General features: G+C 45.2%; 15 protein-coding genes and 2 tRNA genes. 4 read left to right on the forward strand and 13 right to left on the reverse strand.

Annotated features, from left to right (window positions below; translation table 11 throughout):
- Positions 1–125 precede the first annotated feature (125 nt).
- Positions 126–905 (reverse strand): class II glutamine amidotransferase, encoded by a 780-nt coding sequence (locus tag SHEWMR4_RS11295; protein ID WP_011622908.1) that lies wholly within the window; start codon positions 903–905, stop codon positions 126–128.
- Between the two features lie 243 nt (positions 906–1148).
- Here SHEWMR4_RS11295 and fadE point away from each other — a divergent pair, with 243 nt between their 5' ends.
- Positions 1149–3596 carry an acyl-CoA dehydrogenase FadE gene (gene fadE, locus SHEWMR4_RS11300; protein ID WP_011622909.1) on the forward strand — a complete coding sequence of 816 codons (2448 nt, stop codon included), beginning with the start codon at positions 1149–1151 and terminating at the stop codon, positions 3594–3596.
- A 118-nt stretch (positions 3597–3714) separates the two neighbouring features.
- Here the strand turns inward: fadE and SHEWMR4_RS11305 are convergent, their stop codons facing one another.
- Both SHEWMR4_RS11305 and SHEWMR4_RS11310 read right to left on the reverse strand, forming a co-directional pair.
- Positions 3715–5727: a cation:proton antiporter gene (locus SHEWMR4_RS11305; protein WP_011622910.1), complete on the reverse strand. Its 2013-nt coding sequence runs from the start codon at positions 5725–5727 to the stop codon at positions 3715–3717.
- Between the two features lie 802 nt (positions 5728–6529).
- Complete coding sequence (locus SHEWMR4_RS11310) at positions 6530–7186, reverse strand: TetR/AcrR family transcriptional regulator (RefSeq protein ID WP_041408780.1); 657 nt, start codon at positions 7184–7186, stop codon at positions 6530–6532.
- A gap of 121 nt (positions 7187–7307) precedes the next feature.
- Between SHEWMR4_RS11310 and SHEWMR4_RS11315 the strand changes: the two genes are divergently transcribed.
- A complete protein-coding gene (locus SHEWMR4_RS11315; RefSeq protein WP_011622912.1) occupies positions 7308–8192 on the forward strand; it encodes a LysR family transcriptional regulator in 885 nt (294 codons plus the stop codon).
- Positions 8193–8278: 86 nt separating this feature from the next.
- Here the strand turns inward: SHEWMR4_RS11315 and SHEWMR4_RS11320 are convergent, their stop codons facing one another.
- The 5 genes from SHEWMR4_RS11320 to SHEWMR4_RS11340 form a co-directional block, all read right to left on the reverse strand.
- Positions 8279–9406 (reverse strand): hypothetical protein, encoded by a 1128-nt coding sequence (locus tag SHEWMR4_RS11320; protein ID WP_011622913.1) that lies wholly within the window; start codon positions 9404–9406, stop codon positions 8279–8281.
- An 84-nt stretch (positions 9407–9490) separates the two neighbouring features.
- The gene (locus SHEWMR4_RS11325) at positions 9491–10735 is read right to left on the reverse strand and encodes a hypothetical protein (RefSeq protein ID WP_011622914.1); all 1245 of its coding nucleotides are present in this window, start codon (positions 10733–10735) and stop codon (positions 9491–9493) included.
- 383 nt (positions 10736–11118) lie between these two features.
- The gene (locus SHEWMR4_RS11330) at positions 11119–11472 is read right to left on the reverse strand and encodes a cytochrome c3 family protein (RefSeq protein ID WP_011622915.1); all 354 of its coding nucleotides are present in this window, start codon (positions 11470–11472) and stop codon (positions 11119–11121) included.
- Positions 11473–11499: 27 nt separating this feature from the next.
- A complete protein-coding gene (locus SHEWMR4_RS11335; protein ID WP_011622916.1) occupies positions 11500–13020 on the reverse strand; it encodes a flavocytochrome c in 1521 nt (506 codons plus the stop codon).
- A 308-nt stretch (positions 13021–13328) separates the two neighbouring features.
- Positions 13329–14309 carry an MDR family oxidoreductase gene (locus SHEWMR4_RS11340; protein ID WP_011622917.1) on the reverse strand — a complete coding sequence of 327 codons (981 nt, stop codon included), beginning with the start codon at positions 14307–14309 and terminating at the stop codon, positions 13329–13331.
- Between the two features lie 1069 nt (positions 14310–15378).
- Between SHEWMR4_RS11340 and SHEWMR4_RS11345 the strand changes: the two genes are divergently transcribed.
- Positions 15379–17472: a putative bifunctional diguanylate cyclase/phosphodiesterase gene (locus tag SHEWMR4_RS11345; RefSeq protein WP_011622918.1), complete on the forward strand. Its 2094-nt coding sequence runs from the start codon at positions 15379–15381 to the stop codon at positions 17470–17472.
- Positions 17473–18133: 661 nt separating this feature from the next.
- Here SHEWMR4_RS11345 and SHEWMR4_RS11350 read toward each other — a convergent pair.
- From SHEWMR4_RS11350 to dnaQ, 4 genes are all read right to left on the reverse strand, one after another.
- Positions 18134–18210, reverse strand: a tRNA-Asp gene (locus tag SHEWMR4_RS11350).
- 57 nt (positions 18211–18267) lie between these two features.
- A tRNA-Asp gene (locus SHEWMR4_RS11355) sits at positions 18268–18344 on the reverse strand.
- A gap of 167 nt (positions 18345–18511) precedes the next feature.
- Positions 18512–19762 (reverse strand): TIGR03503 family protein, encoded by a 1251-nt coding sequence (locus SHEWMR4_RS11360; RefSeq protein ID WP_227499253.1) that lies wholly within the window; start codon positions 19760–19762, stop codon positions 18512–18514.
- A 307-nt stretch (positions 19763–20069) separates the two neighbouring features.
- Positions 20070–20798, reverse strand: coding sequence for a DNA polymerase III subunit epsilon (gene dnaQ / locus SHEWMR4_RS11365; protein ID WP_011622920.1), 729 nt, complete (start codon positions 20796–20798; stop codon positions 20070–20072).
- A 70-nt stretch (positions 20799–20868) separates the two neighbouring features.
- On the opposite strand from dnaQ, the gene rnhA reads away from it, so the two are divergent.
- Positions 20869–21345 (forward strand): ribonuclease HI, encoded by a 477-nt coding sequence (gene rnhA / locus SHEWMR4_RS11370; protein ID WP_011622921.1) that lies wholly within the window; start codon positions 20869–20871, stop codon positions 21343–21345.
- 21 nt (positions 21346–21366) lie between these two features.
- Here rnhA and SHEWMR4_RS11375 read toward each other — a convergent pair whose 3' ends face one another.
- Positions 21367–22281 (reverse strand): LysR substrate-binding domain-containing protein, encoded by a 915-nt coding sequence (locus SHEWMR4_RS11375; protein ID WP_011622922.1) that lies wholly within the window; start codon positions 22279–22281, stop codon positions 21367–21369.
- Positions 22282–22291: the final 10 nt, after the last annotated feature.

Genomic DNA, 22291 nt, shown 5'->3' on the forward strand with positions numbered 1-22291 from the left:
GCTGTTGCTAAGATGCCATAACAGCGCAGCACAAAACACAAAAGGCCAAACGTGAGTGACTCCGTTTGGCCTTTTTGTTTCAGATTTAATTCCGTCAAAGTGGAATGGCAGCGACAGCGCCCCGATTACAAGTCGATAAGCAGCTCACCTAAGCGGAACAACTTCCAATTGCCAGGCTGCATCACCTGCCAGTCTTCGTTTTCGGTGAGCGGCCGAGTCGCAATTACAGTCACGACATCGTGTGGCGTGGTTTCTTTATCAAAATCAATCACGACATCGGTATCAATTAATTTTGCCTTGCCAAACGGTGCCCTGCGGGTGATGTAACACAGATTATTACTGCAATAGCTCATCAAGTATTCGCCATCGCTGAGGATCATATTAAACACCCCAAGGGCGCGGATTTGTTCGGCAAGCGTAGCCACAAATCGAAACACCGCTTGCATATCCTCTGGGCGGCGGTCACCAAACTTGGCCACGACTTGCTCCAATATCCAGCAAAAAGCCAGCTCGCTGTCGGTATCGCCGACACTCTGATAGCGTGACACCTGAAACTTTGCCTGATAGTCGCTTAACTGACCATTATGGGCATAGGTCCAATAACGCCCCCACAACTCACGGGTGAATGGGTGGGTATTTTCAAGGGAAACACAGCCGCGATTGGCCTGACGAATATGGCTTATCACCACCTCGCTTTTAATCGGATAGGATTTGATTAATTTTGCAATGTGCGACTCACTACTCGGGCAAGCATCTTTAAACGTACGGCTGCCACGGCCCTCATAGAAAGTGATCCCCCAACCGTCGACATGGGGCCCAGTGACGCCACCACGCTGTGCTAACCCAGTAAAACTAAACACAATATCGGTCGGCACATTGGCGCTCATCGCCAGTAACTCACACATGTTTATCGCCTTTTTCTATCCAAATATCCACGGTTTTGCATTGTAACTAGTTGATGACATTTGTGGAATGATCAAAGGTGACAAAAAATTTAAACAATTGTTTGAAAAATACTTGTATTAAAACTGCCTTAGGTTTAACTTTTATGCGACACAGGTCAGACCACAAACTATAATTGTGATCGCAATCAACAAAACTCGTTATGGCCTGTGATTGGCACTCGGTCATACTTAAGGAGAATTACAGTGACTACCCTACTTTGGATCATCGCCATGATCTTAGTGCTAGGAGCCCTAGCTTACCTTCGGGTATCTTTGCTCACTGCCACTATTGCAGCCGCTGTTGTGATGACAGCCGGATGGACACTCGATGTTGTTGGCCCTATCTCTTGGATTATCTTCCTAGTGATCGCGCTGCCCCTCAATATCAGTGCATTTAGACAAAATGTTATCAGTCGCCCACTGATGAAGATGTACCGTGGCATCATGCCCGAAATGTCTTCTACCGAAAAAGAAGCGATTGAAGCCGGTACCACTTGGTGGGAAGCCGATCTGTTTGCGGGTAACCCGAACTGGAAAAAACTCCACAACTACCCTGTCGCTCGTTTAAGTGCCGATGAGCAAGCCTTCTTAGACGGTCCAGTTGAAGAAGTGTGCCGCATGGTGAACCAACATCAAGTATCACATCAACTGGCTGATTTGCCTGCTGAAGTATGGCAATACCTGAAAGATCACGGCTTCTTCGCCATGATTATCAAGAAAAAATACGGCGGTTTAGAGTACTCAGCCTACGCCCAATCACGCGTGCTGCAAAAGCTTGCGGGTTTAAGCAGCGAGCTGGCATCCACTGTAGGTGTACCTAACTCCTTAGGCCCTGGCGAACTGTTACAACACTATGGTACGCCTGAGCAGCAAAACCATTACCTGCCACGTTTAGCCAAAGGTTTAGAAGTCCCTTGTTTCGCATTAACTAGCCCTGAGGCTGGTAGCGACGCGGGTTCTATCCCTGACTTTGGTATCGTGTGTAAAGGTCAATGGGAAGGCGAAGAAGTCTTAGGTATGCGCTTAACCTGGAACAAGCGTTATATCACCCTAGCGCCAGTTGCGACTGTATTAGGTCTGGCGTTTAAACTGCGTGACCCTGAACACCTATTAGGCGACAAAGAAGAACTGGGCATTACCTGCGCGCTGATCCCAACTGATGTTGAAGGCGTTGAAACAGGCCGTCGTCACTTCCCGCTGAACTGTATGTTCCAAAACGGTCCAACTCGCGGTAAAGACGTATTCGTACCATTAAGCTTTATCATTGGTGGTCCGAAAATGGCTGGCCAAGGCTGGCGTATGCTGGTTGAGTGTTTGTCTGTTGGCCGTGGTATCACACTGCCATCAAACTCTGCCGGTGGCGTAAAAACCGCAGCGCTTGCAACGGGTGCCTATGCGCGTATTCGTCGTCAATTCAAACTGCCGATTGGTAAGTTAGAAGGGATTGAAGAGCCAATGGCACGCATCGGTGGTAACGCCTACCTGATGGATGCAGTGACCTCATTAACCACCACTGGTATCGACTTAGGTGAAAAACCTTCGGTTATCTCGGCTATCGTGAAATATCACCTGACCGATCGTATGCAGAAATGCGTTATCGACGCCATGGATATCCACGGTGGTAAGGGTGTGTGTTTAGGCCCGAACAACTACTTAGGTCGTGGCTATCAAGCGGCTCCGATTGCGATTACCGTTGAAGGTGCAAACATCCTGACACGTTCGATGATCATCTATGGTCAAGGTGCAATCCGTTGTCATCCTTATGTATTGGCTGAAATGGAGTCAGCGTTTGACACTGAGTCTGGCCAAGGCTTAGCCAACTTCGATGCAGCCATCTTCGGTCACATTGGTTTTGCGACCAGTAACTTTGTCCGTAGCTTCTGGTTAGGTCTGACATCAAGCCGTTTCTCTAACGCGCCTTACTCAGATAAAACCAAGCGTTATTATCAACATATGAACCGTTTCAGTGCCAACCTAGCCCTGCTGTCAGACTTAGCCATGGCAACCTTAGGCGGTAACTTAAAACGTAAAGAACGTATTTCTGCCCGTTTAGGCGATCTGTTAAGCCAGTTATACCTTGCTTCTGCAACTTTAAAACGTTACCAAGATGAAGGCCGTCAAACCGACGATCTACCACTGGTGCAATGGGCGGTTGAAGATGCTCTGTACAAGTTACAGGCTTCATTAGACGATTTACTGGATAACTTCCCTATGGGTCTAGGCGGCGTACTACGTGCCATCATGTTCCCATTCGGCCGTCCACTGAAACGTCCAAGCGATGTGTTGGACCATAAAGTGGCTAAGATCATGCAAACCCCTTGTGAAAGCCGTGATCGTTTAGGTAAAGGCCAATTCTGGACTAACTCTGAGCACAATGCTGTGGGTATCCAAGAGCAAACGCTGAAGGATATTCTGGCTGCCGAACCTTTATTCGATAAAGTCTGTAAGGCCAGTGGCAAGCGTTTACCTTTCATGTGGTTAGATAAAGTCGCCGCTGAAGGTAAAGCCTTAGGGGTATTAAGCGACAGCGAAGTACAACTGTTGGAACGTGCCGAAATCGGCCGTATGAAGTCTATCAATGTGGATGACTTTGACCCAGCAGAGCTGCGCCCTGAAGTGGTATCTACCACTTCACAGGAACGCGCAGCCTAATCGATAAGCCCCATCTTAATAACAAAAGAGGCACTACTATGTAGTGCCTCTTTATTTATCAGCGTCTTTCTAAGCAAACTAAAGCATATATCCCTTAACTATCTATGTGCCTCAACCGCTATCCCTTAGCGAGCGATTCATCCGAGGTTGCTATGGCTTCTTGTGAGCCTGTCTCGGGTTGCGATTGTTCAGACGCCTTCATTTGTTCTTCCTGCTCTAGCCGTTGGCGCTCAGCTTCTGCTTCCGCCTCGGCCTTGGCTTTCGCAAGGGCCGCTTCTTCCGCCGCTTTTGCCTGTGCAGCGATTGCCTCTTGCTCGGCAATCGCCTGTTGGATTTTGGCTTCTTCAAGCGCCTCAACGGGCAATAAACTAATTAACTCAATGCCATTGGGGAATTGAGTCTCATTGCCTGAAACAATTACCACTTTGCCCTCTTTGGTTAGATAAACGAGCGGCAGCGCGGTTTCACCGTAACGCTTACGGAAATGCTCGAAGGTAAAGTTTTCAGTTAAGTTAGTGACTTTAAGCTGCGCCCCCTTCGCCATTTGGCTGGCAATTTTGGCGTAGGACACCGCATCACCAAACAAACATAACCGCTGTTTGTAAGACTCAGACAATTGATGACGCGCGCTGCCTTGCTCGGTATTGTTAAGACCAAAGACCTTTTTAGAGCCTAAAACATCTTGAAAATAAAAGGTCACCAGTGGGTTCAACTGCTTATAAGGCGACATGATCAGCACTCGACCAATCCCAGTTAAATCCATATAGGTTTCAGCATGTTCCGAGGCTGGATTACCAAAATAGACCGGAATATTGTCCATCCGCGCGAGGCGAATATTATCCCAGTTGCTATCGGCTAGCAGTACTTTGACATCCTTCGCCTTTAAGATTTTTGCCAGCTCGCGGGAAAACTTTGAAGCACCAAAGATAAGTAGGCCTTGGGCAGAACCCGAGGTTACTCCAAGGTATTTCGCCCAGCGGCCCGCGGTTAAACTTTGGATAACGACAGTGCCGATAATGATTAAAAATACTAAGGGCACGATGGCATCGGCGCCCTGCACATTGGTGGCTTCTAACTTAATGGCGAATAAGGAAGATACGGCCGCCGCCACAATCCCCCGCGGGGCAATCCAACATAGGAACCACTTATCGGCTCTTGAGAGTGACGTCCCTATGCCTGACACCCAAATACTGAGTGGCCGCGCGATAAGCATGGTCACGGCGAGTACACCAACACCGCCCCAACCTAAATCCATCATGGCATTCGAATCGAGTCTTGCGGCTAACAGGATGAATAGTGCGGAGATAAGCAGTACTGTCAGCGTTTCTTTAAACTCAAGGATTTCAGCAATATCCACACCGCGCATATTTGCCAGCCAAATCCCCATCACAGTCACAGTGAGTAATCCCGACTCTTCCTGTAGTAGGTTGGAGCCGACGAAAATCCCCAGCATAAGGGTTAATACTGCGGTATTACGTAAATAATGGGGCAATAGATTACGGCGGATCACTTGACCAATTAAGTAGCCCGACACCGCACCTAAACCTAAACCCAGTGTCAGCATGGAGCCCAATGCAAAGAGCACATGGCTAGTGGGATCGCCTGATACCGTAATATATTCAAACACTAATACTGCAAGGAGTGCGCCGATTGGGTCAATCACAATCCCTTCCCAGCGTAAAATACTCGCCAGTTGCGACTTAGGCCGTACGCTGCGCAGCATGGGGACAATCACGGTCGGACCAGTGACCACCACAAGGGCGCCAAATAACAGTGCGACCTCCCAGCTAAAATTGAGCAAATAAAAGGTCGCGACACTGATACAACCCCAAGTGATCACCATGCCGATGCTCACTAAGTGAGTCACCATGCGGCCATGATCTTTAATCTCTTTAAAATTGAGGGTTAATGCGCCCTCAAACAGGATAACGGCAACACCGAGAGAAATGATGGGAAACAGCAAATCCCCAAATATCGCATCGGGATTGAGTACCCCAAATGCTGGGCCTAACAATAAACCACAGAGTAATAAGGGTAAAATTGCAGGTAACCTAAGCTTCCAACCCACCCATTGACAAAATAACGAAAGCACTCCAATCAGTGCTAACATCCCAGTGATTTTTTCAACCATATAACTTCCTTTAGTTGGCATGGATAGGTAAGAACTCATCCAACCTAACACGCTTTTTTCTTGCAGAAAAATGAACTATTGGTGATAACAATAGCAGCAAAAAATGCAGTCCTGTAACTCGAATCTGCTTTGTTTTCTAAATGGGTAAAACTAATTCTGTATTAGATACTCAGTTCGGTATCTTTCACCCATACGTCAAAGAACCGTACTAAATACTCACAATAAAACCACCAGCAGTTAACCCTGTCACCAAGCCTGATAAACTAAGGCTCGCTTAAATTTTGGATTACAAAATATCGCCACGTGATTGCTGGCATGGCACCTCGTTCAGCAAACGGATAAACACGCCATAGTTCCTTTAAAACCCAAGATATATTCAGCACTTGGCCATAGATGTCATGGACTTAACGTTATGACGAAGGGGACAGGAAATAAGCATGGCACTGACGGTAAATACCGGGCACAGCGTAAACTTCATTGCGGTAGAGCAGGAGATTATCGCGAAAAAGCGTCACTTCGCAAATATAACTGCGTAGGAGTACTGCTTAAAATGCGTAAAACTGATTAGAAAATCCGCCCTATGTCAGGCGATAACGCCTTTTATACAAGAAGTGCGATGAAGCGATGAGTCGTATATTCGCATTCAACGACATCTGAAAAAATGATGCTGTAATAGCTTGAGACAAGGACTTTCAAGCCAAGCCGCTTGAGCTGCATTTATTATAGGAGTTTTGCTTAACATGAAGATAAAACCACGACGGGTTAACCTTTATACAAGTAAGAAGTATGAATAAATTTTTCATTAAGCAGCCGAAAGCTCCGCCGCACCACTCGGTAAGTTCGACAGCCAGTTTGCAAATACGCCTTCAGTTGGAATACGTTTATCCGAGTGCCCCATTAACTGAGTTAACGCATAACTAAATTGACAATAGAGTTGTACATCATCCGCTTTTCTATTGGAGTCATCGCTGTTTATCATTGCGCCACGAAGATAGTCCATGACGAGTTCGGTTCGATTAAATCCGGGTATATCCCCTACCTCTGAAATCGTATTTCGATTCCACTGATGGTATTCATCAAATAGAGTTTCAAATCGCTGCCGACAACTCTCTGTCGCTTCAAATAATAAAGTTTGATTGGGCATAATACGCTCAATCACAAACCGTTGTTGCGATAAGACTTGATGAAGTCGAAAGCAGTGATGATATAAGAATCTGCTAAAAGGATCTGGATATCGCTGAACATCCTGCTTTGCTGCGCAGAGCCACTCATCGTATTGGGCAGAAGCGACGGCAACGATAAGATCAGCTTCTGTCGTAAAATGATTGTAGATAGTGCCTTTCGATATTTGGCTCACCTGCACCAAATGAGAACGACATAAATCAAACGTTTTGTGCCCTCTCAAGCTGCGAAGTGCAACTTGTGTTAGGTAGTCTCTCCTTTGCTCCCAGCTACTCATCTCGACCTCGTCACATTCCGACAAACAATAACATTGCAACTTCACAATCAAACAATAACAGTATTTAAGGCGAGGCCAAATTGAGTAATACTGATACCACCATGAATAAACTCAATAGCAAATGTTAAAAATAGAATTACTTGAGAGTTTTATTGCGATAGCGGAATGCGGCAACTTGTCAAAAGCGGCAGATAAAGTCTGTCGCACACAATCAACCTTGAGTTTACAAGTCAAAAAGCTTGAAGAGGTCGTTGGACAATCGTTGTTGCTGCGAGACAACAAAGGCGTAGCCTTAACCGAGGCTGGTTTAACTCTATTAAATTACGCCTATAAAATGATGCAACTCAACTCGCAGGCAATACATGAATTAAAAGATTGCCCCAACCGAGAAATGATTAGATTAGGGGTGCCTACCGACTATATTGGATGTTATTTAAACAGTTGTTTATTGGAATTTATCCGAGAATTCACCTGTATCGAACTCGTGATCGACACTGATGTCAGTGGGAATCTGTTTAAGCGCCTACAGCAGGGGGAATTTGATCTCATCGTGGCCACCCATTGGCAAACACCAATTAACGGTGAGTTGCTGTTCTCCCGCCGCTTTCACTGGGTTGCAGCCAAAGGTGGCAACGCACATAAACGCGAGACGATTCCGATGGCGCTTTACCCAGAAAACTGCCCGATACGGGCGCAGGTATTTGCCAACCATCAACTCAGTATGCGGCCAATTCATGTATTGTTATCGACCCCATCACCACAGGCCTTATGTTTGGCGGTAGAGAATGATCTTGTCATTGCGCCCATTGCCGAGTTTCGCATTAATGAACAGATGCAAATATTGGAGCCACTCGAATATGGCTTACCACCACTTCCACTCTTTAATGAATCTCTCTATTTAAATCCAGAAACGCAAACAGATGCCACAATTCAACTAATCGCTTTACTCAAAGCAAATGTAGATCATTTAGAAAATACTGAATCATGCGTAATTTCAGTGAGATAAATATTGCTTTATCACTAACCGAATTGAACGTATGCCAACATAAATGTTGGCATACGTATAAGTAGGAAATGCCTTTTTAGCACCGCTTAGAAATAATATCCGAAATTAATATTAACTCGCTTATCCCAACTATCACCGATTTCAGGTAAACCAACGTGACCATTGTCGCGAGTGGAGGCATACATGTTTTTACCCATAATAAAATCGACCATGGTATAAGTTGGGCCTGCTGCAATGGCGCAGCCAGTCACATTTTGATAGCTGGTATCAAAGCTGTCATCGGATACATCCGGTGTCACCATGCCAAAATCATTATAGAACTTAAGACTACCCCAATCGGTCGTGACTGTCTTTGCGATATTAACACTGTATGCCTGCGCCTTAGAGGCAATCTCATACTGCCAATTGTAAGCAGCGACCGCTATTTTATTACTATCTATGGCATCGGCTGCATCATATTCATACTGCATAGCCTGCAGTTGTAGGCCCCAACCATTGTAGGTCGCATCCAGATGAATCGCGACAGCATAGCGGTCACCATTGTTGCCCGTTGCATCGTTATAGATCTGGCCGTATTCGATAGAGCCACCCAAAAGGGTTTTGCCACCTTCATAGCTCATCTCGTACATTTGACGTAGGTTTAACTGGTTCGTCTCTTCGTTGTTGTATTCGGTACCGTTAACAATACCGCTATACAGATCAGGTGAGTAACGATCGGCGCGACCAGCGCCATATTCCGCATTCTTATAGAAGGCCATTTCGGTCCCCCAAGCGCCCTTCTGGTATACCCCTTTCACCCCCAAGTCGTAATCATCTTCGAATCCTAAGTAGTAAGGCACGCCAAACCAGAAGCTGTTTGAAATAAATCCAGGATTACCAAAAGGTACCTGATTCACACCGAATTGAATCTGCCAGTCAGCACTAAGGTCGTAAAAACCATAACCATAACGCAGCGCTTGCCAGCCATCATAAAAACGGTATTCACTGGCAAGTCCCCACTCACCCAGCTTACCGTTAAACTTAATTGCCGCCATATCGAAAGTAAGATCGCCGCCCTTATCTTTTGAGCTCTGACTGTAATCTTTATAGGCATAATTCACCCTAACAGTACCGCCAACATCAATGCCATTTTGCGGTTCTTCTGCCTGTACCGCACTCGTTGTCAATGCAAGGAAAATCCATGCTGCGATAAGATATAAGTTTAGATTTTTCATCATTTACCTCTTTATTTTCCATGCAATTTTAGGTGCACGGTACCACTTCATATTGACCTTATTTTTGGCCTTATTTTTCCGTTATTACCACTTCAAGTTAGTCAGATCACACTGAATAACCTCATCTTTATTTGCTGGAGTCCCTGGATGTTTCGCCGACTCACACAGCAGTGTCGTTCCATAGTCATTGCGCTTGTCATGGGCATTACTTCTGGCCCAAACCGAGACAATAGCCCGCTCATGAGGCTTAGCTTCACAGCTACCATCGATATCAAAAGCATGTATTGTGTTCTTGTGGAAATACATCAAGGGATCTTGCTGATAGCTGCTGGCTAACCACATGGTATGGCCATTGTGTTGTGCGGCATCGAATTGCACTCTGCGCATTTTGTCATCTTGCTTCACCGTCTTGAGCAAGGGCGAATCAGCACGTACGGCAAAACTCTTAAATTGATTGGCACACGCGGGTACGCGCATGTTGTAGTAGATCTCCGCAATCGCATGATTGTGATAGGGATAGAGCGTATCGACTAACTGTACTGTCATCCCCACTTCAGCACCCACCTTTTCACCATTAATCTCATCGATACGGAGTAATCCCCAATGACCGAAGATCTCAGCATAGGCATAGCCACCGCGGATGTTGTTAAAATTCTTATCATTTCGCTTACTCTCTTCGGCATACATAGGAAACCAACCTGCTGCTGCCCACAAATTGGGTAGAGTGTTGGCGCTGATATCATATGGAAAGGCTGAGGGCATTTTCACTTCATCACCAGTGACCATCTTATAGAAATTATCAGTGAAGATCTGACCTAATTTCTGCACCTCTTTATTTGTCACCTTTGTTTTAAAGAATTCATCAAACGTTGTACGCTTGAAATACTGCGCAACGGGTGAGTGTTTGGTTAATTCGCCACCGGGGTTATAAATCCAATTAACCTCTTCACGGGCGCCGAAACATTGTTTAGCCTTGTCGGCGTTGTAGATCACCTGATAGATGTTTTTCACCATCAACTGCATGTCTCTACGATCCATAATGCACATCTTATTTGCACTCAGGGTCGAATCGACAATGGCCTCATCAGAATTCAGGCAGTGACTGTTTTCGCCATTGGTTAACGCGATAGCGTAGGCCTTAAGGTAGGTTAGCGTCTCATCCCAAAGCATATCGAGATAATTTTGATCTGCTTTCGAATGCTTGACAGGTTCTCCCAAACACTTAAACCGTGCATTGTATATATCCGTCTCATCTAAATAGTCAGGTAGATTAGCTGCCATAGCAGCGTTTATCGATAACAATGACAGAGCAATGATTGCCTTTTTCATTCATCTCATCCTTATTCACATATTATTTTTCTAACCACTTACGGAGTGAATAATACGCTTGGAATCCATTCCAAAAATGTAGCTAGCACATAGGCAAAACAGCCTAGCCGACTAAAAAAGCAATACTGGCCACATAAGTTGTAACATCATGTTTAACAAGGATATTTAACTAAAAACCATAAAAAAGCCCCTTAGTCATAACCACTAAGGGGCACATAAAGCGAGGATGTTAACTATAAATTGCTTTGCAGGGATAATTTAATTTGTCAATTCGCTATATTTGTTTCATAAACTTAGGTGGCGCCAAATTTATATCATCTTAAACATTAAGCGAGTTAAGATTGAGTGATAGCCTAGGGTAATCCTAGGCCATGTCGGAGCCTTTACTTTTTATACTTGTCAAACTTAAAGGTGTGGCAATTACTGCATAAAGGTTGCTTAGACTTATGTTCACCGTGACATTCCTGACACGGCAGATCTTTACCATAATGCAGATTATTATGTGGATTCTGCCACTTATCCTCTTCACTACGAGCCGTTTTCTTTGCTAAATCATCCACATCGTGACACTGCAAACAAGCTTGATCCGAAGGAAATTGCTTGATGCCATTGTCGTGACATACCTTACAATCTTTGCCAATGACTTCTTTATGCCAAGGACGTTGTTCTACGGCGTGAGCAGACAGACTCACCAAGCCACCTAAGACCAGTGCGAGTACAATATTTAACATTTTCATTATTGATTCCTCTTATTTACTGGCCACTTAGGCTTGCATCATGCTGCGGGCGGCTGTCATACCCATCACCATACATTCTGGAATTGAGCAGCTCCCCAGACGGCTAACACCGTGAATACCACCACAGACTTCACCTGCAGCATACAAACCTGGGATAGGTTGACCCGTAAAGCTGTCTTTCACTTGTGCCTTAGTATTGACCTGCACACCACCTTGGCAGTAATGCACTTTTGGCCATAGACGAACTACGGTAAATGGCGCTTCAATATATTTATCCTTGGCTTTTGTCATATTCTTGTTAAATTGCTTATCAACGCCCGTTTTGACATAGCTGTTATATTCTTCAATCTGCGCTTTTAATGGCTCGATTGGTATGCCAAAGTGTTTCGCTAACGCCTCAAGAGTATCGAACTTCCAACCCACATTATATTTAAGCACTTTGGCAGTATTAGGATGCTGCTTAGAGTCTTTAAAACTCGTAATTAAAATGGGTGGTAGCGGTTCACCTTTAGCATCACGACATGCCAACTCCGCATCGGCTCGTGTTTTCCGGTCCGCAATCTCATCCATAAAGCGTTTACCAGTCATACAGTTAATCGCAATTGAATGAGGGAAGTTAAAAATCGAATAATTAGATACATAGCCAAAGCCGCCTTCATCGGGCGAAGCCCATGGCCCAGATTGGATATGGGCAAGGTGGACAGGCACTGCCCCTAAGCGGAACATTTCCAACATGCCCTCACCCGTCGCGCCAGGCGCATTGGTACAGCCTACTTCAGAGGTTAGCGTCGGATCTTGCGCCATCCGAAAATCGATATTCTGCGCAAAGCCGCCGGTCGCCATAAGCACGCCTCGCAATGCTCGAATATTAACAACCTTCCCTGGTTGATCTTCAGCAAAGTGATAGTTTTCGCGCATTTTCACACCGACAACATTTCCCTTCCCCCCCAGAATGAAACCTTCAAACTTAGCGCGGTTATGGGTCTTTACACCTAGCCTGCGGCACTCTTTTAGCAGAGGTTGAGTAATACCGGCACCACAACTCACACTCGTTTGGTAAGTTCGAGCAACGGAATGACCACCCAGTTGCTGCAAATATGGATGAAATTCAGCTCCTGCATCTAACGTCATTTGCAGCGCCTCTACAGCATGTGAAGCCACATGCCGTAATAAGCTCTCGTCCGCAATACCGCGGCCAGATGCAATTTGATCTGCTACCATTTTTTCAACTGAATCATCAATGCCTTCTTTTTTCTGCATTGGCGTCCCAGGTGCCGCGAATAAACCGCCGTTAATTGCAGAGTTACCACCGAAATAAGACATTTTTTCAAATATATGTACATCTTTAGCGCCTTTGCGAATAGCCTCTATACCTGCAGCCAATCCTGCAAAACCAGATCCCACAATTAGCACTTCAACTTCTTTATCCCATTTAACACCGTCGGCCTTTTCTGATAACGCCATAGCAGGTGCTGCAATTGCAACACCTGTAGCGGCACCCAAGCCTTTAATAAAATTACGGCGTCCTAGCAGATCATATTTTCTCATCTGTCATCACCCTTATTGTTTTAGTAGACAGGGACATATTAAAGGTGGAATACATTCCAAAACGTGAGAATTACCAGACTTACTTAGGCTAAAATGAGTGCAACAAAATAAATGTAAACCAAATTCAGTTTTGCGACAAAATTTGACTCAAGTTCAATTATGGAAACCATTCCAAAAATTGACACAACTCCATTAACGTAGCCAGGCTAAACAAGCATGATAATTAAAATAAAAATGGCAACACTAATGTGCTGCCATTTATAAAATAGAAAGAGAGATAAAACCTATCTATTACAAATATTATTAGATTAAAGCCTAACTAATACACGCCCTGTAACTTGGCCTTGAATAATCTTATTCGCAAAGTCAGGAACCTCTGCCAATGATATCTGTTGGCATGCTTGTTGATAAAAATGCGCTGGTAACGCTTTAACCACAGCTTCCCACGCAGCCTTTCGTTTCTCAAATGGACAATAAACCGAATCGATTCCCAGTAAATTTACTCCCCGCAAAATAAATGGCATTACGGTTGTTGGTAAGGCAAACCCGCCCGCTAAACCACAAATCGCGGCAGCACCACCGTATTGAATTTGTGCTAATGCCTTAGCGAGGATCTTATTACCAACGGTATCAACCACACCTGCCCAGCGCTGCGCCTCGAGCGGCTTTGCATCTTGCTCAAGCTCACGACGATCAATTACTTCTGCTGCACCAAGCTGCAGCAATAATGGCGTATTCTGCTCAACCCGACCACTGCAGGCGACCACACGATAGCCAGCATTGGCAAGTAGAGTCACAGCAACAGAACCCACACCACCGCTGGCTCCTGTGACCAGAATATCCCCACTTTGAGGCGTCACGCCAGCCTGCTCAAGTGCTTGCACGCATAACATCGCCGTAAGCCCTGCGGTACCAATCATCATCGCTTTGGCAGGGTCACAGTTTTGGGGCATAGATACCAACCAATCCGCTTTGACTCTAGCTTTTTGCGCCATACCGCCCCAGTGATTTTCGCCTACGCCCCACCCTGTCAAAATCACCTGATCGCCAGCTTGATATCTAGGATCATTCGATTGGTTAACAACACCGGCAAAATCGATCCCAGGAACCATAGGAAACTGACGAATAATTTTGCCTGTTCCCGTCACTGCTAAACCATCTTTATAATTTAATGAGGAATAAGCAACATCGACTAAGACTTCACCTTCAGGTAGATCCGTTTCGCTGATCTGAGCAACTCGAGCGTTTATACGACTATCTTCTTGTGTCAAGACTAAAGCATCAAACATAATTTTCTCCACAAGCCATATCAAAAATCATTGAAACATTAAAATAAGACTCTTTGACATCATTAACAAGTAAATTTATTTTTAAGAGAATTTTTTTAGACAGGAATAGCAAAATGCAAACTTATGACGACTCGATAAAAAATGAACCACTTCGGCTCCAGGAATTCTATTAAAGTCGACATTATAAACACTAAGGTATTCCGTAGCTTTATTAACTGCCAAGATGGGCGGAAGGATGACTCTAACAACATATCAATTAATGGTTAAATATTAGGATGTCAATACAAACAACGACAGAATAGAATAGCTACCCGTAGTAAATAAAATTTAACTGCGATAGCTATATTAAATTTGCATCTAGACAACCCCGTAACATTTTGAATTATAGTGGTAGAATGATTAACCACTATCGTTTTATAGACTGTGTTTCCTAAGTTGATTGAACTAAAACATGTGCAATTGATTTGATCTGTACGCTCCACTTTCTACCTTGTTTTTCAACCAAAACCTCATGACAAAACCACTGATAGGAAAATAGACGTCACATAGCAATCGGTTGCCAAAAGCCTTATGGGCGGTGAAAGAAGTGTGCTACTAGTATCAAGGAACAATCTCAGTCAGCGCCATGGTTGAGGGTAAAGCATCTGCTAGCGGATACCTTGAGTATTCGAAATGATAACGCTCTGTTAGGAAAAACTACGCCAGGATAAAGACGTGAAACAAGCTTATTGGGCGAGGAATGCCTAAAACTCATGGTACAGTTAATATTCAAGCAGACACAAAGGACTGTTCATCATTTAACGTTTTGAAAAAAAGCCATTTTTCCACACCATTAGAGATGCTATACTGCATAAAGTGTTACATTAGAGCCTGCTACATTAGTCGACTTATTCTACTGGAATTGTTTACCGCTACTTGAGGCTCACACAAGGCATAAATCTATAGCTTTGATGATTACGTCTATACTCATCAAAAAACATCAAGTGAATGATAAAATCATGTGCATTGAAATTGATTCAAAAAAGGCTTCATCCCCCCTTTATTTCACGTTAAGCGTGGGACGACAATAATGCCGAGTAGTCGTTTTCAAGATGCGGATACACAAGTTCAACTTATCCAATTGGCACCCTTATTGAATCAGGCTGGTGTCTACATATTCACGAAAGACCATGCTGATCGCTATACCTTCGTAAATGAAGCTGTCTGTAAATTTTATCAGGCATCCTTGCCAGAAATCTTGGGGCAGAAGGCTGAACAATTCTTGGAGCTTGGGCTAGCAAAAATACTGCGCGAAGGAGATAAAAGGGTTTTACAACAGGGTGAAGAATTATTAATGGAGGAGGAGCTGGTCGTTAGAAAGACCAGAGAAAAACGGCTTTTTTGGTCAATTAGAATACCACTACGAGACATTAACGGTGATATTTCTGGACTATTTGGCATATCGATTGACATCACAGGCCGCAGAAGTATTGCAGATAGAATTGGTGAGCACAATCAATTGCTTAATACTCTTCTTTCAAACATTGATGCCTTTGTTTATATGAAGTCGATTGACGGTAAATATCTATATGCTAATCACAAAATTGTTGAACTCCACAATCGTTCATTAAGTGATATTATCGGTAAAACCGATCTCGAATTGATGAATGAGAATTTTGCGGATCCTTTAATGGAGATGGATAAGCAAGTTTTTCAATCCGGTTTGCGTAAGAGTACACAAGAAATAGTCGTTGGAGCCGACGGTATTGAACGTTCTTTTTGGTCAATAAAAGTACCGATAAAACTGCCGGGACAAGAACCTGCATTAGTTGGATTTTCAACTGAAATCACTGAACTCTTACAACTCAAGGAACATCTAGAATATCAGCGTGTTACAGATAATCTGACCGGCCTTCCTAACCAGCACAAATTTGAACAATCGTTACAACTAGCACTGGACAATGCAAAGCGTTCTAAACAACAGTTAGCGGTATTACTGATAAATTTTGATCAGTTTAAATATGTAAATAATGCATTGGGTCATGAATCTGCAAATGAGATTATCAAAGCAGCTGCTAGACGGTTGGATCAGTGTGATTGGTTGTCCGGTAGTCTTGCCAGATTTTCCAGTGGTGACTTTGCCATATTACTGGCAAAAACAGGATCGGCAGACGAAGTGGCCATGGTCGCAGAACGTCTACGAATGGTATGTGCCGAACCATATCGGGTTGCAGGACAAGTCTTTCATCTAACGGCGAGTGTGGGTGTCAGTAGTTACCCTGCAGATGGCGATATGGTTTGGCACTTAATTAAACATGCCGAATCAGCTATGTATCATGCCAAAGATCAAGGGCGCGATCAGATACAGTTTTATTCTGCTCATCTCAGTAAAGCCGTATCTGAGAGAATACTGTTAGAACGGGATTTGCGCATTGCTTTAATAGAGAAACAATTTGAACTCTATTACCAACCCAAAATACGCTTGGCAGACAAACAAGTCGCAGGAGTTGAGGCCCTACTCCGCTGGAACAGACCCATGCATGGCTTTATGTCTCCAGCATTGTTTATCCCTCTGGCAGAGAGCCTTGGTTTGATAAATCAAATTGGCGACTGGGTGATAGAAACAGCCTGCCAACAATTATCAGCATGGTCGACTCAAGGATTAGGTGAAATTCAAATAGCCGTTAATCTTTCTCCCAGCCAACTAACCAGTTCCACATTACTAGATCGGGTGAAGTTGTTACTTGCTCAATATGCAATTAAACCCAACATGCTGGAAATGGAGGTAACAGAGTCAATGATGATGCACAATCCCGAGGAAGCCATCAGTAAACTCCAAGCGTTGAGAGAATTGAATATCCAACTTTATATTGATGATTTTGGCACGGGTTACTCATCCATGTCATATCTTAAACGCCTACCGATCAATGCGTTGAAACTGGATCGCAGTTTCATTATTCATATGGCCACCGATCCCCGTGATGCCGATGTTTGTGAAGGGATAATCGAACTGGCGCATAAACTCGGATTAGATGTGGTGGCCGAAGGTGTTGAAACTCAAGCACAATATGATGCATTGCTTGAGCGAGGTTGCGATATTATTCAGGGCTATTTGTACAGCCGTCCTTTGCCAATAGAACAAGTCTCCCGTTTTTTATTAAAGCATTTAATGTGTAAGGCCTGAGAGCTGCCAGTAACACTTTTTTAGCCCAAAGAAGTTCCGCATTTTGTTGCTCTGCTCCGAAATCAACTGCATGCAATCACTCTTTAAATTTGGCTTTCTTTGGTACTTGTGGAGCACGAGCCTTAATTATTTGTTCTATAAAATTGCCGGCCACCTTTCTAAATCTCCACAATTTCGGTAAACAACCGTAAGCCTTATATCTAGTGATATAAGGCAACACAGAACCCCTAAAATCCATACATAATAATTTAAGACTAAGCCATTAAGATCGCTCAGAAAATTGGCATGTCTGCAGCTATTCATGGGCTTAATTTTATGAGTCAGAACTCTACAATTGGTGCTCCCGTGCCGAGATGAAATCAAACACTAGGTCCATAGAAGCAGAGCTTGCTACGAGGTATTAAGACTTAAAGGACAACTCACAGAGCGAACCTAAGATTTGGAAATCTTGAAGAAAATGGGAACCTATTTTCTAAAAATCAAAAGTGGTCAGATTCGAGTTAATCCTTCAACATCGGTCTCGATTTTCCCTTAAACGAATGGTTTGTCAGTGTAAGATGTCACGTATTGGGCACTCGACTTACTCGTCGACAGATTGGGAATATTGAATAGATAAAATCAAAAAGCCCATGCTATTTAATAGCATGGGCTTCATGAATGTTGGCGGAGCGGACGGGACTCGAACCCGCGACCCCCGGCGTGACAGGCCGGTATTCTAACCAACTGAACTACCGCTCCAAACTTTTTATTATACCGCTACTTGAGCACTATAATTTTAACTTTCAATAACTTGACTGGCGGAGCGGACGGGACTCGAACCCGCGACCCCCGGCGTGACAGGCCGGTATTCTAACCAACTGAACTACCGCTCCACTCAAGTTGCGGTGAATAATACGGTTGAGCGTTCGAAGCGTCAACCGTTTTTTTCACTCTATTGCATCGTTTAGTTAAAATTTCGCCAAACTTAACAAAACCCCATGATAAGTGAACAAAATATCCGCAAAACCTGTGTAAACTCCCCCTGCATTGGGTGGTTAATTTATCTTCGCGGGTCAGACTCGTCCGGCATCGTTAAATCAATCTCATCAAGGGATGGGGCTTCAGGCTTATTCTGCTCCGCCTCATCTAACATACGCTGCTCTGCAGCGGCTAGCGCCTGCGCTAAACTCTGCCGCTTACGCCAAATAATCAGCCCCGCAACGCCAAGCACTATTAACACAGCATTGATGGTAATGATCCAAAACAGCGCATCCTGTTTTGCGACGGCTTCTTCTTCAGCGGCTTTTTGGGCTGCAACGGCGGCTAACTCCTCTTCACTCGGTGGAGGTTCAGGAGGTTGAACTAAGTTAAAGAAGAGTTCGGGTAAATCCAGCATAATTTGACGACCCGTGACTGTCGTTGTCGCCACAGTGCCTTTAATCCGGTAGCTGCCAAACTCGGTAACAGGCGGTATTTGCAATTCAGTTTCACTCTCCTTAAGCCCATGTAGCACAAGAGGAAGTTGTAAACCTGCTGGCCCAACAAGCTCGAAGGAGAAATGGGTTTCAGCCAATTGCAGCACACTGCTATCGGCGTGCAACATGATTTTCCATTGTCCTGTTAAGGGATCCTCTGGGGTGATCACCTCGGCATTAACTGGCCTTGGAGATAAGGTAAAGGGAAATGAAACCTGTCTCTCAAACACGTTGTTACGTGCCTGCACCACAAAATCGTACTCGCCCCAGGGCTGTTTTAGATTGATATCGCTGGTAAACATGCCATCGTCGGGTCTTTCATCGAACTTTTCGCCATTATCTTTGTAAGAGCCGACGATAATGTCACCGGCGGCAAAGTTCTCATCTCCAGCGCGATGTTTACTCACAAAATGCGCGGTCCACTCGACTAAATAATCTAGCCCCGGCATGCGTACCCGCTCCGCATCCCCCATTAATTGGGCGACGACTTTGGCTTCTTCGCCTTGGAATAACGGCTGTGGCAGTTGCTGCACTTCAATCTCAAGTTTAGAGACACGTTTGAGTTGCGAACCTGGAACCACCTTACCCACCAATTGCCAAGGGCCAGGTTGAGGCGATTCGATATAAATGATGTCTCCGGTGATGCCATCGACCCATTTTACCGTTTCTGGATGACGATTGGCGTACCACTTACTGCCGTCGGGCAGAACGATAACCACAGGCGCAGAGCCGTACTCCCGTTGGATCAACAGCGTCATACTGCTGACCATATGGTCAACTCTAAATCGATTTTTAAGTTCAGAAGCAGTACTCACAGGCACCGCTTGAGTAGTCATAGGCTTGGGCGGTTTTGCCTTAACTTCCGTGATCGGTTTTGCATCAACTTGCTTTTCGGCGTTTACTTTTGCGTCAGCGGGTTTATCGGCACTCGCATTAACCTCATTGACTTTAATGGCAGTCGCTTTTGTGTCACTGGGCTGCGCATCTTTGCCCTGAGTCGTCAGATTCATGGCTGGCGTTGTCGGTTTTACCGCTACAGGCTCAGCATCAGCCGCAAACGATGGCGCGCTCAAGCAGAGACTGCTGAGCACTAAGGTGGTATTCAGTAGGGATTTTCGCAGCGACATCGTCATAGGCAATAAATTATCCTCTCCAGAGGCATTTTCCTGATTTTGCGACTAAATCAAGACGCTCTTCATGCATAACGAGTTCATCGGCAGATGCGCGGATCACTTTAAGATTAAGTGATGTGGGATCAAAGCGTTGAATACCACCGGCCTCTTGGCCGACTTCTTCGTTAGAAAGATTAAACTTAGTCTGCCCGCCCGTCATCGCCAAATACACATCAGCAAGGATCTCGGCGTCGAGTAATGCCCCGTGGTACAGGCGGCGAGAGTTATCTATGCCATAACGTTTACACAGCGCGTCTAAGTTGTTCTTTTGCCCTGGATGCAAAAATTTTGCAATGTCGAGGGAGTCTAAAATCTCACAAATATCACTCGTCTTTGGCCCTAAAGGCTGCAGCAGTGAAAACTCATGGTCCATAAAGCTCACGTCGAAGTTTGCGTTATGGGCCACAATTTCTGCGCCACTGATAAAATCGATAAACTCCTGCGCTATCTGATGAAATCGCGGCTCATTGGCGACGCGCTCATCGGTGATCCCGTGAACCGCAATAGCTTCTGGGTCAATCGCTTGGCCGGGATTAATATATTGATGGTAATAACGTCCCGTTAAACGGCGGTTGATCACCTCAACACAGCCTATCTCAATAATTCTGTGCCCTAAATACACTGCACCACTGCCTTGGTTCATACCCGTGGTTTCAGTATCCAAAATAACCTGACGGCTCGCGTTTGAGATAATATTCATACTTTTATGCGCTTCTTATGACATTTTTTGGTTATACTCGGCCGATATTTACGCCGCTGGTAACCATTTGATGACTGAACTAAAACTGATCCACATCTTCACCGATGGCTCTTGCTTAGGCAATCCTGGCCCCGGTGGCTATGGCATTGTAATGAATTATAAGGGCCATACAAAGGAGATGTCCGATGGTTTTGCCCTGACGACCAATAATCGCATGGAATTATTAGCCCCCATCGTTGCCCTCGAGGCCTTAAAAGAGCCTTGCAAGGTCATTTTAACCAGCGATAGCCAATATATGCGCCAAGGGATCACCACTTGGATCCACGGTTGGAAGAAAAAAGGTTGGATGACCTCTAATCGAACACCGGTGAAAAATGTCGATCTCTGGAAACGCCTAGACAAAGCCGCCCAACTCCATCATATCGATTGGCGTTGGGTGAAAGGCCACGCCGGGCACGCAGAGAATGAACGCTGCGATCAACTCGCCCGCGCCGCCGCCGAAGCGAGCCCTACCCAGATCGATGAAGGTTATCAGGCTGAGTCCTAATGCCAGCCTTGATTTCGGCGCTTAACGTTGCGCCGTTAATTCCCGAGATAAATGAAAAAAATTACTGCAAAACTGCACAAAGGCCGATCCTAGCGAGGTTGCTTGACGGCTCTTATGGGTGATGCGGTAAAACTGACGCTCTAGCACTAAGCCTTCGATGGTGACTAGGGCTAACTCTTTTCGGCTGATGTCTTTATCCAGCGCCAATTCAGAGAGCACGCCAAGTCCCGCCCCTTGTTTTACCGCAAGCTTGATAGCATCGGGGGTAGTAAAACAAAACTTCGCCTCGGGCTGCATTCCTAATTCATTGGCAGCATTAACAAAATACTCCCGCGTACCCGAGCCTTCCTCCCTGAGTACCCATGATAGGCCTTTGACCTCAACGGGTTTGACCGTTTGCCCCGCGAGAGGATGGGCGGGATGGCAAAAGACCAATAACCTGTCCTTATGCCATGGCTCAATATTCAAGCGGTTATCGGTGCAATGCCCTTCGATAAAGCCCATTTCGGCGCGAAATTGCGCGACCGATTGGATAACATCTTGGGTATTGGTAATCGCCACATCTACATGGGTCTGAGTGTGTTGCTGACAAAAGGCCACCGCCGCCTTCGCCATTAAATAGTTGCCGATAGTCGAACTGGCACTCACGCTTAAATGCCCGACCAAATCGCCGTCTTGGCGGGTGAACGCCTGCTCGATTTGCTCGACTCGATGCAACAAGTCCGTCGCCAGTGGCAGTAACAGATTACCCTGGGAGTTGAGCTGCAACCTATTACCAATCCGTTCAAATAAACGGGCGTTAAGCTGCTTTTCTAATTCGGCCAAGGCCATTGAGGTCGCTGGCGGCGAGAGATTAACCTGCTCCGCCGCTTTGGCTACTTGCCCACTGCGTGCAACAGCTTCAAATACCGCAAGTTGCCTTAAGGTTATTCGCATAACAGACTCA

Source organism: Shewanella sp. MR-4 (genome assembly GCF_000014685.1).
Taxonomy (GTDB): Bacteria; Pseudomonadota; Gammaproteobacteria; order Enterobacterales; family Shewanellaceae; genus Shewanella.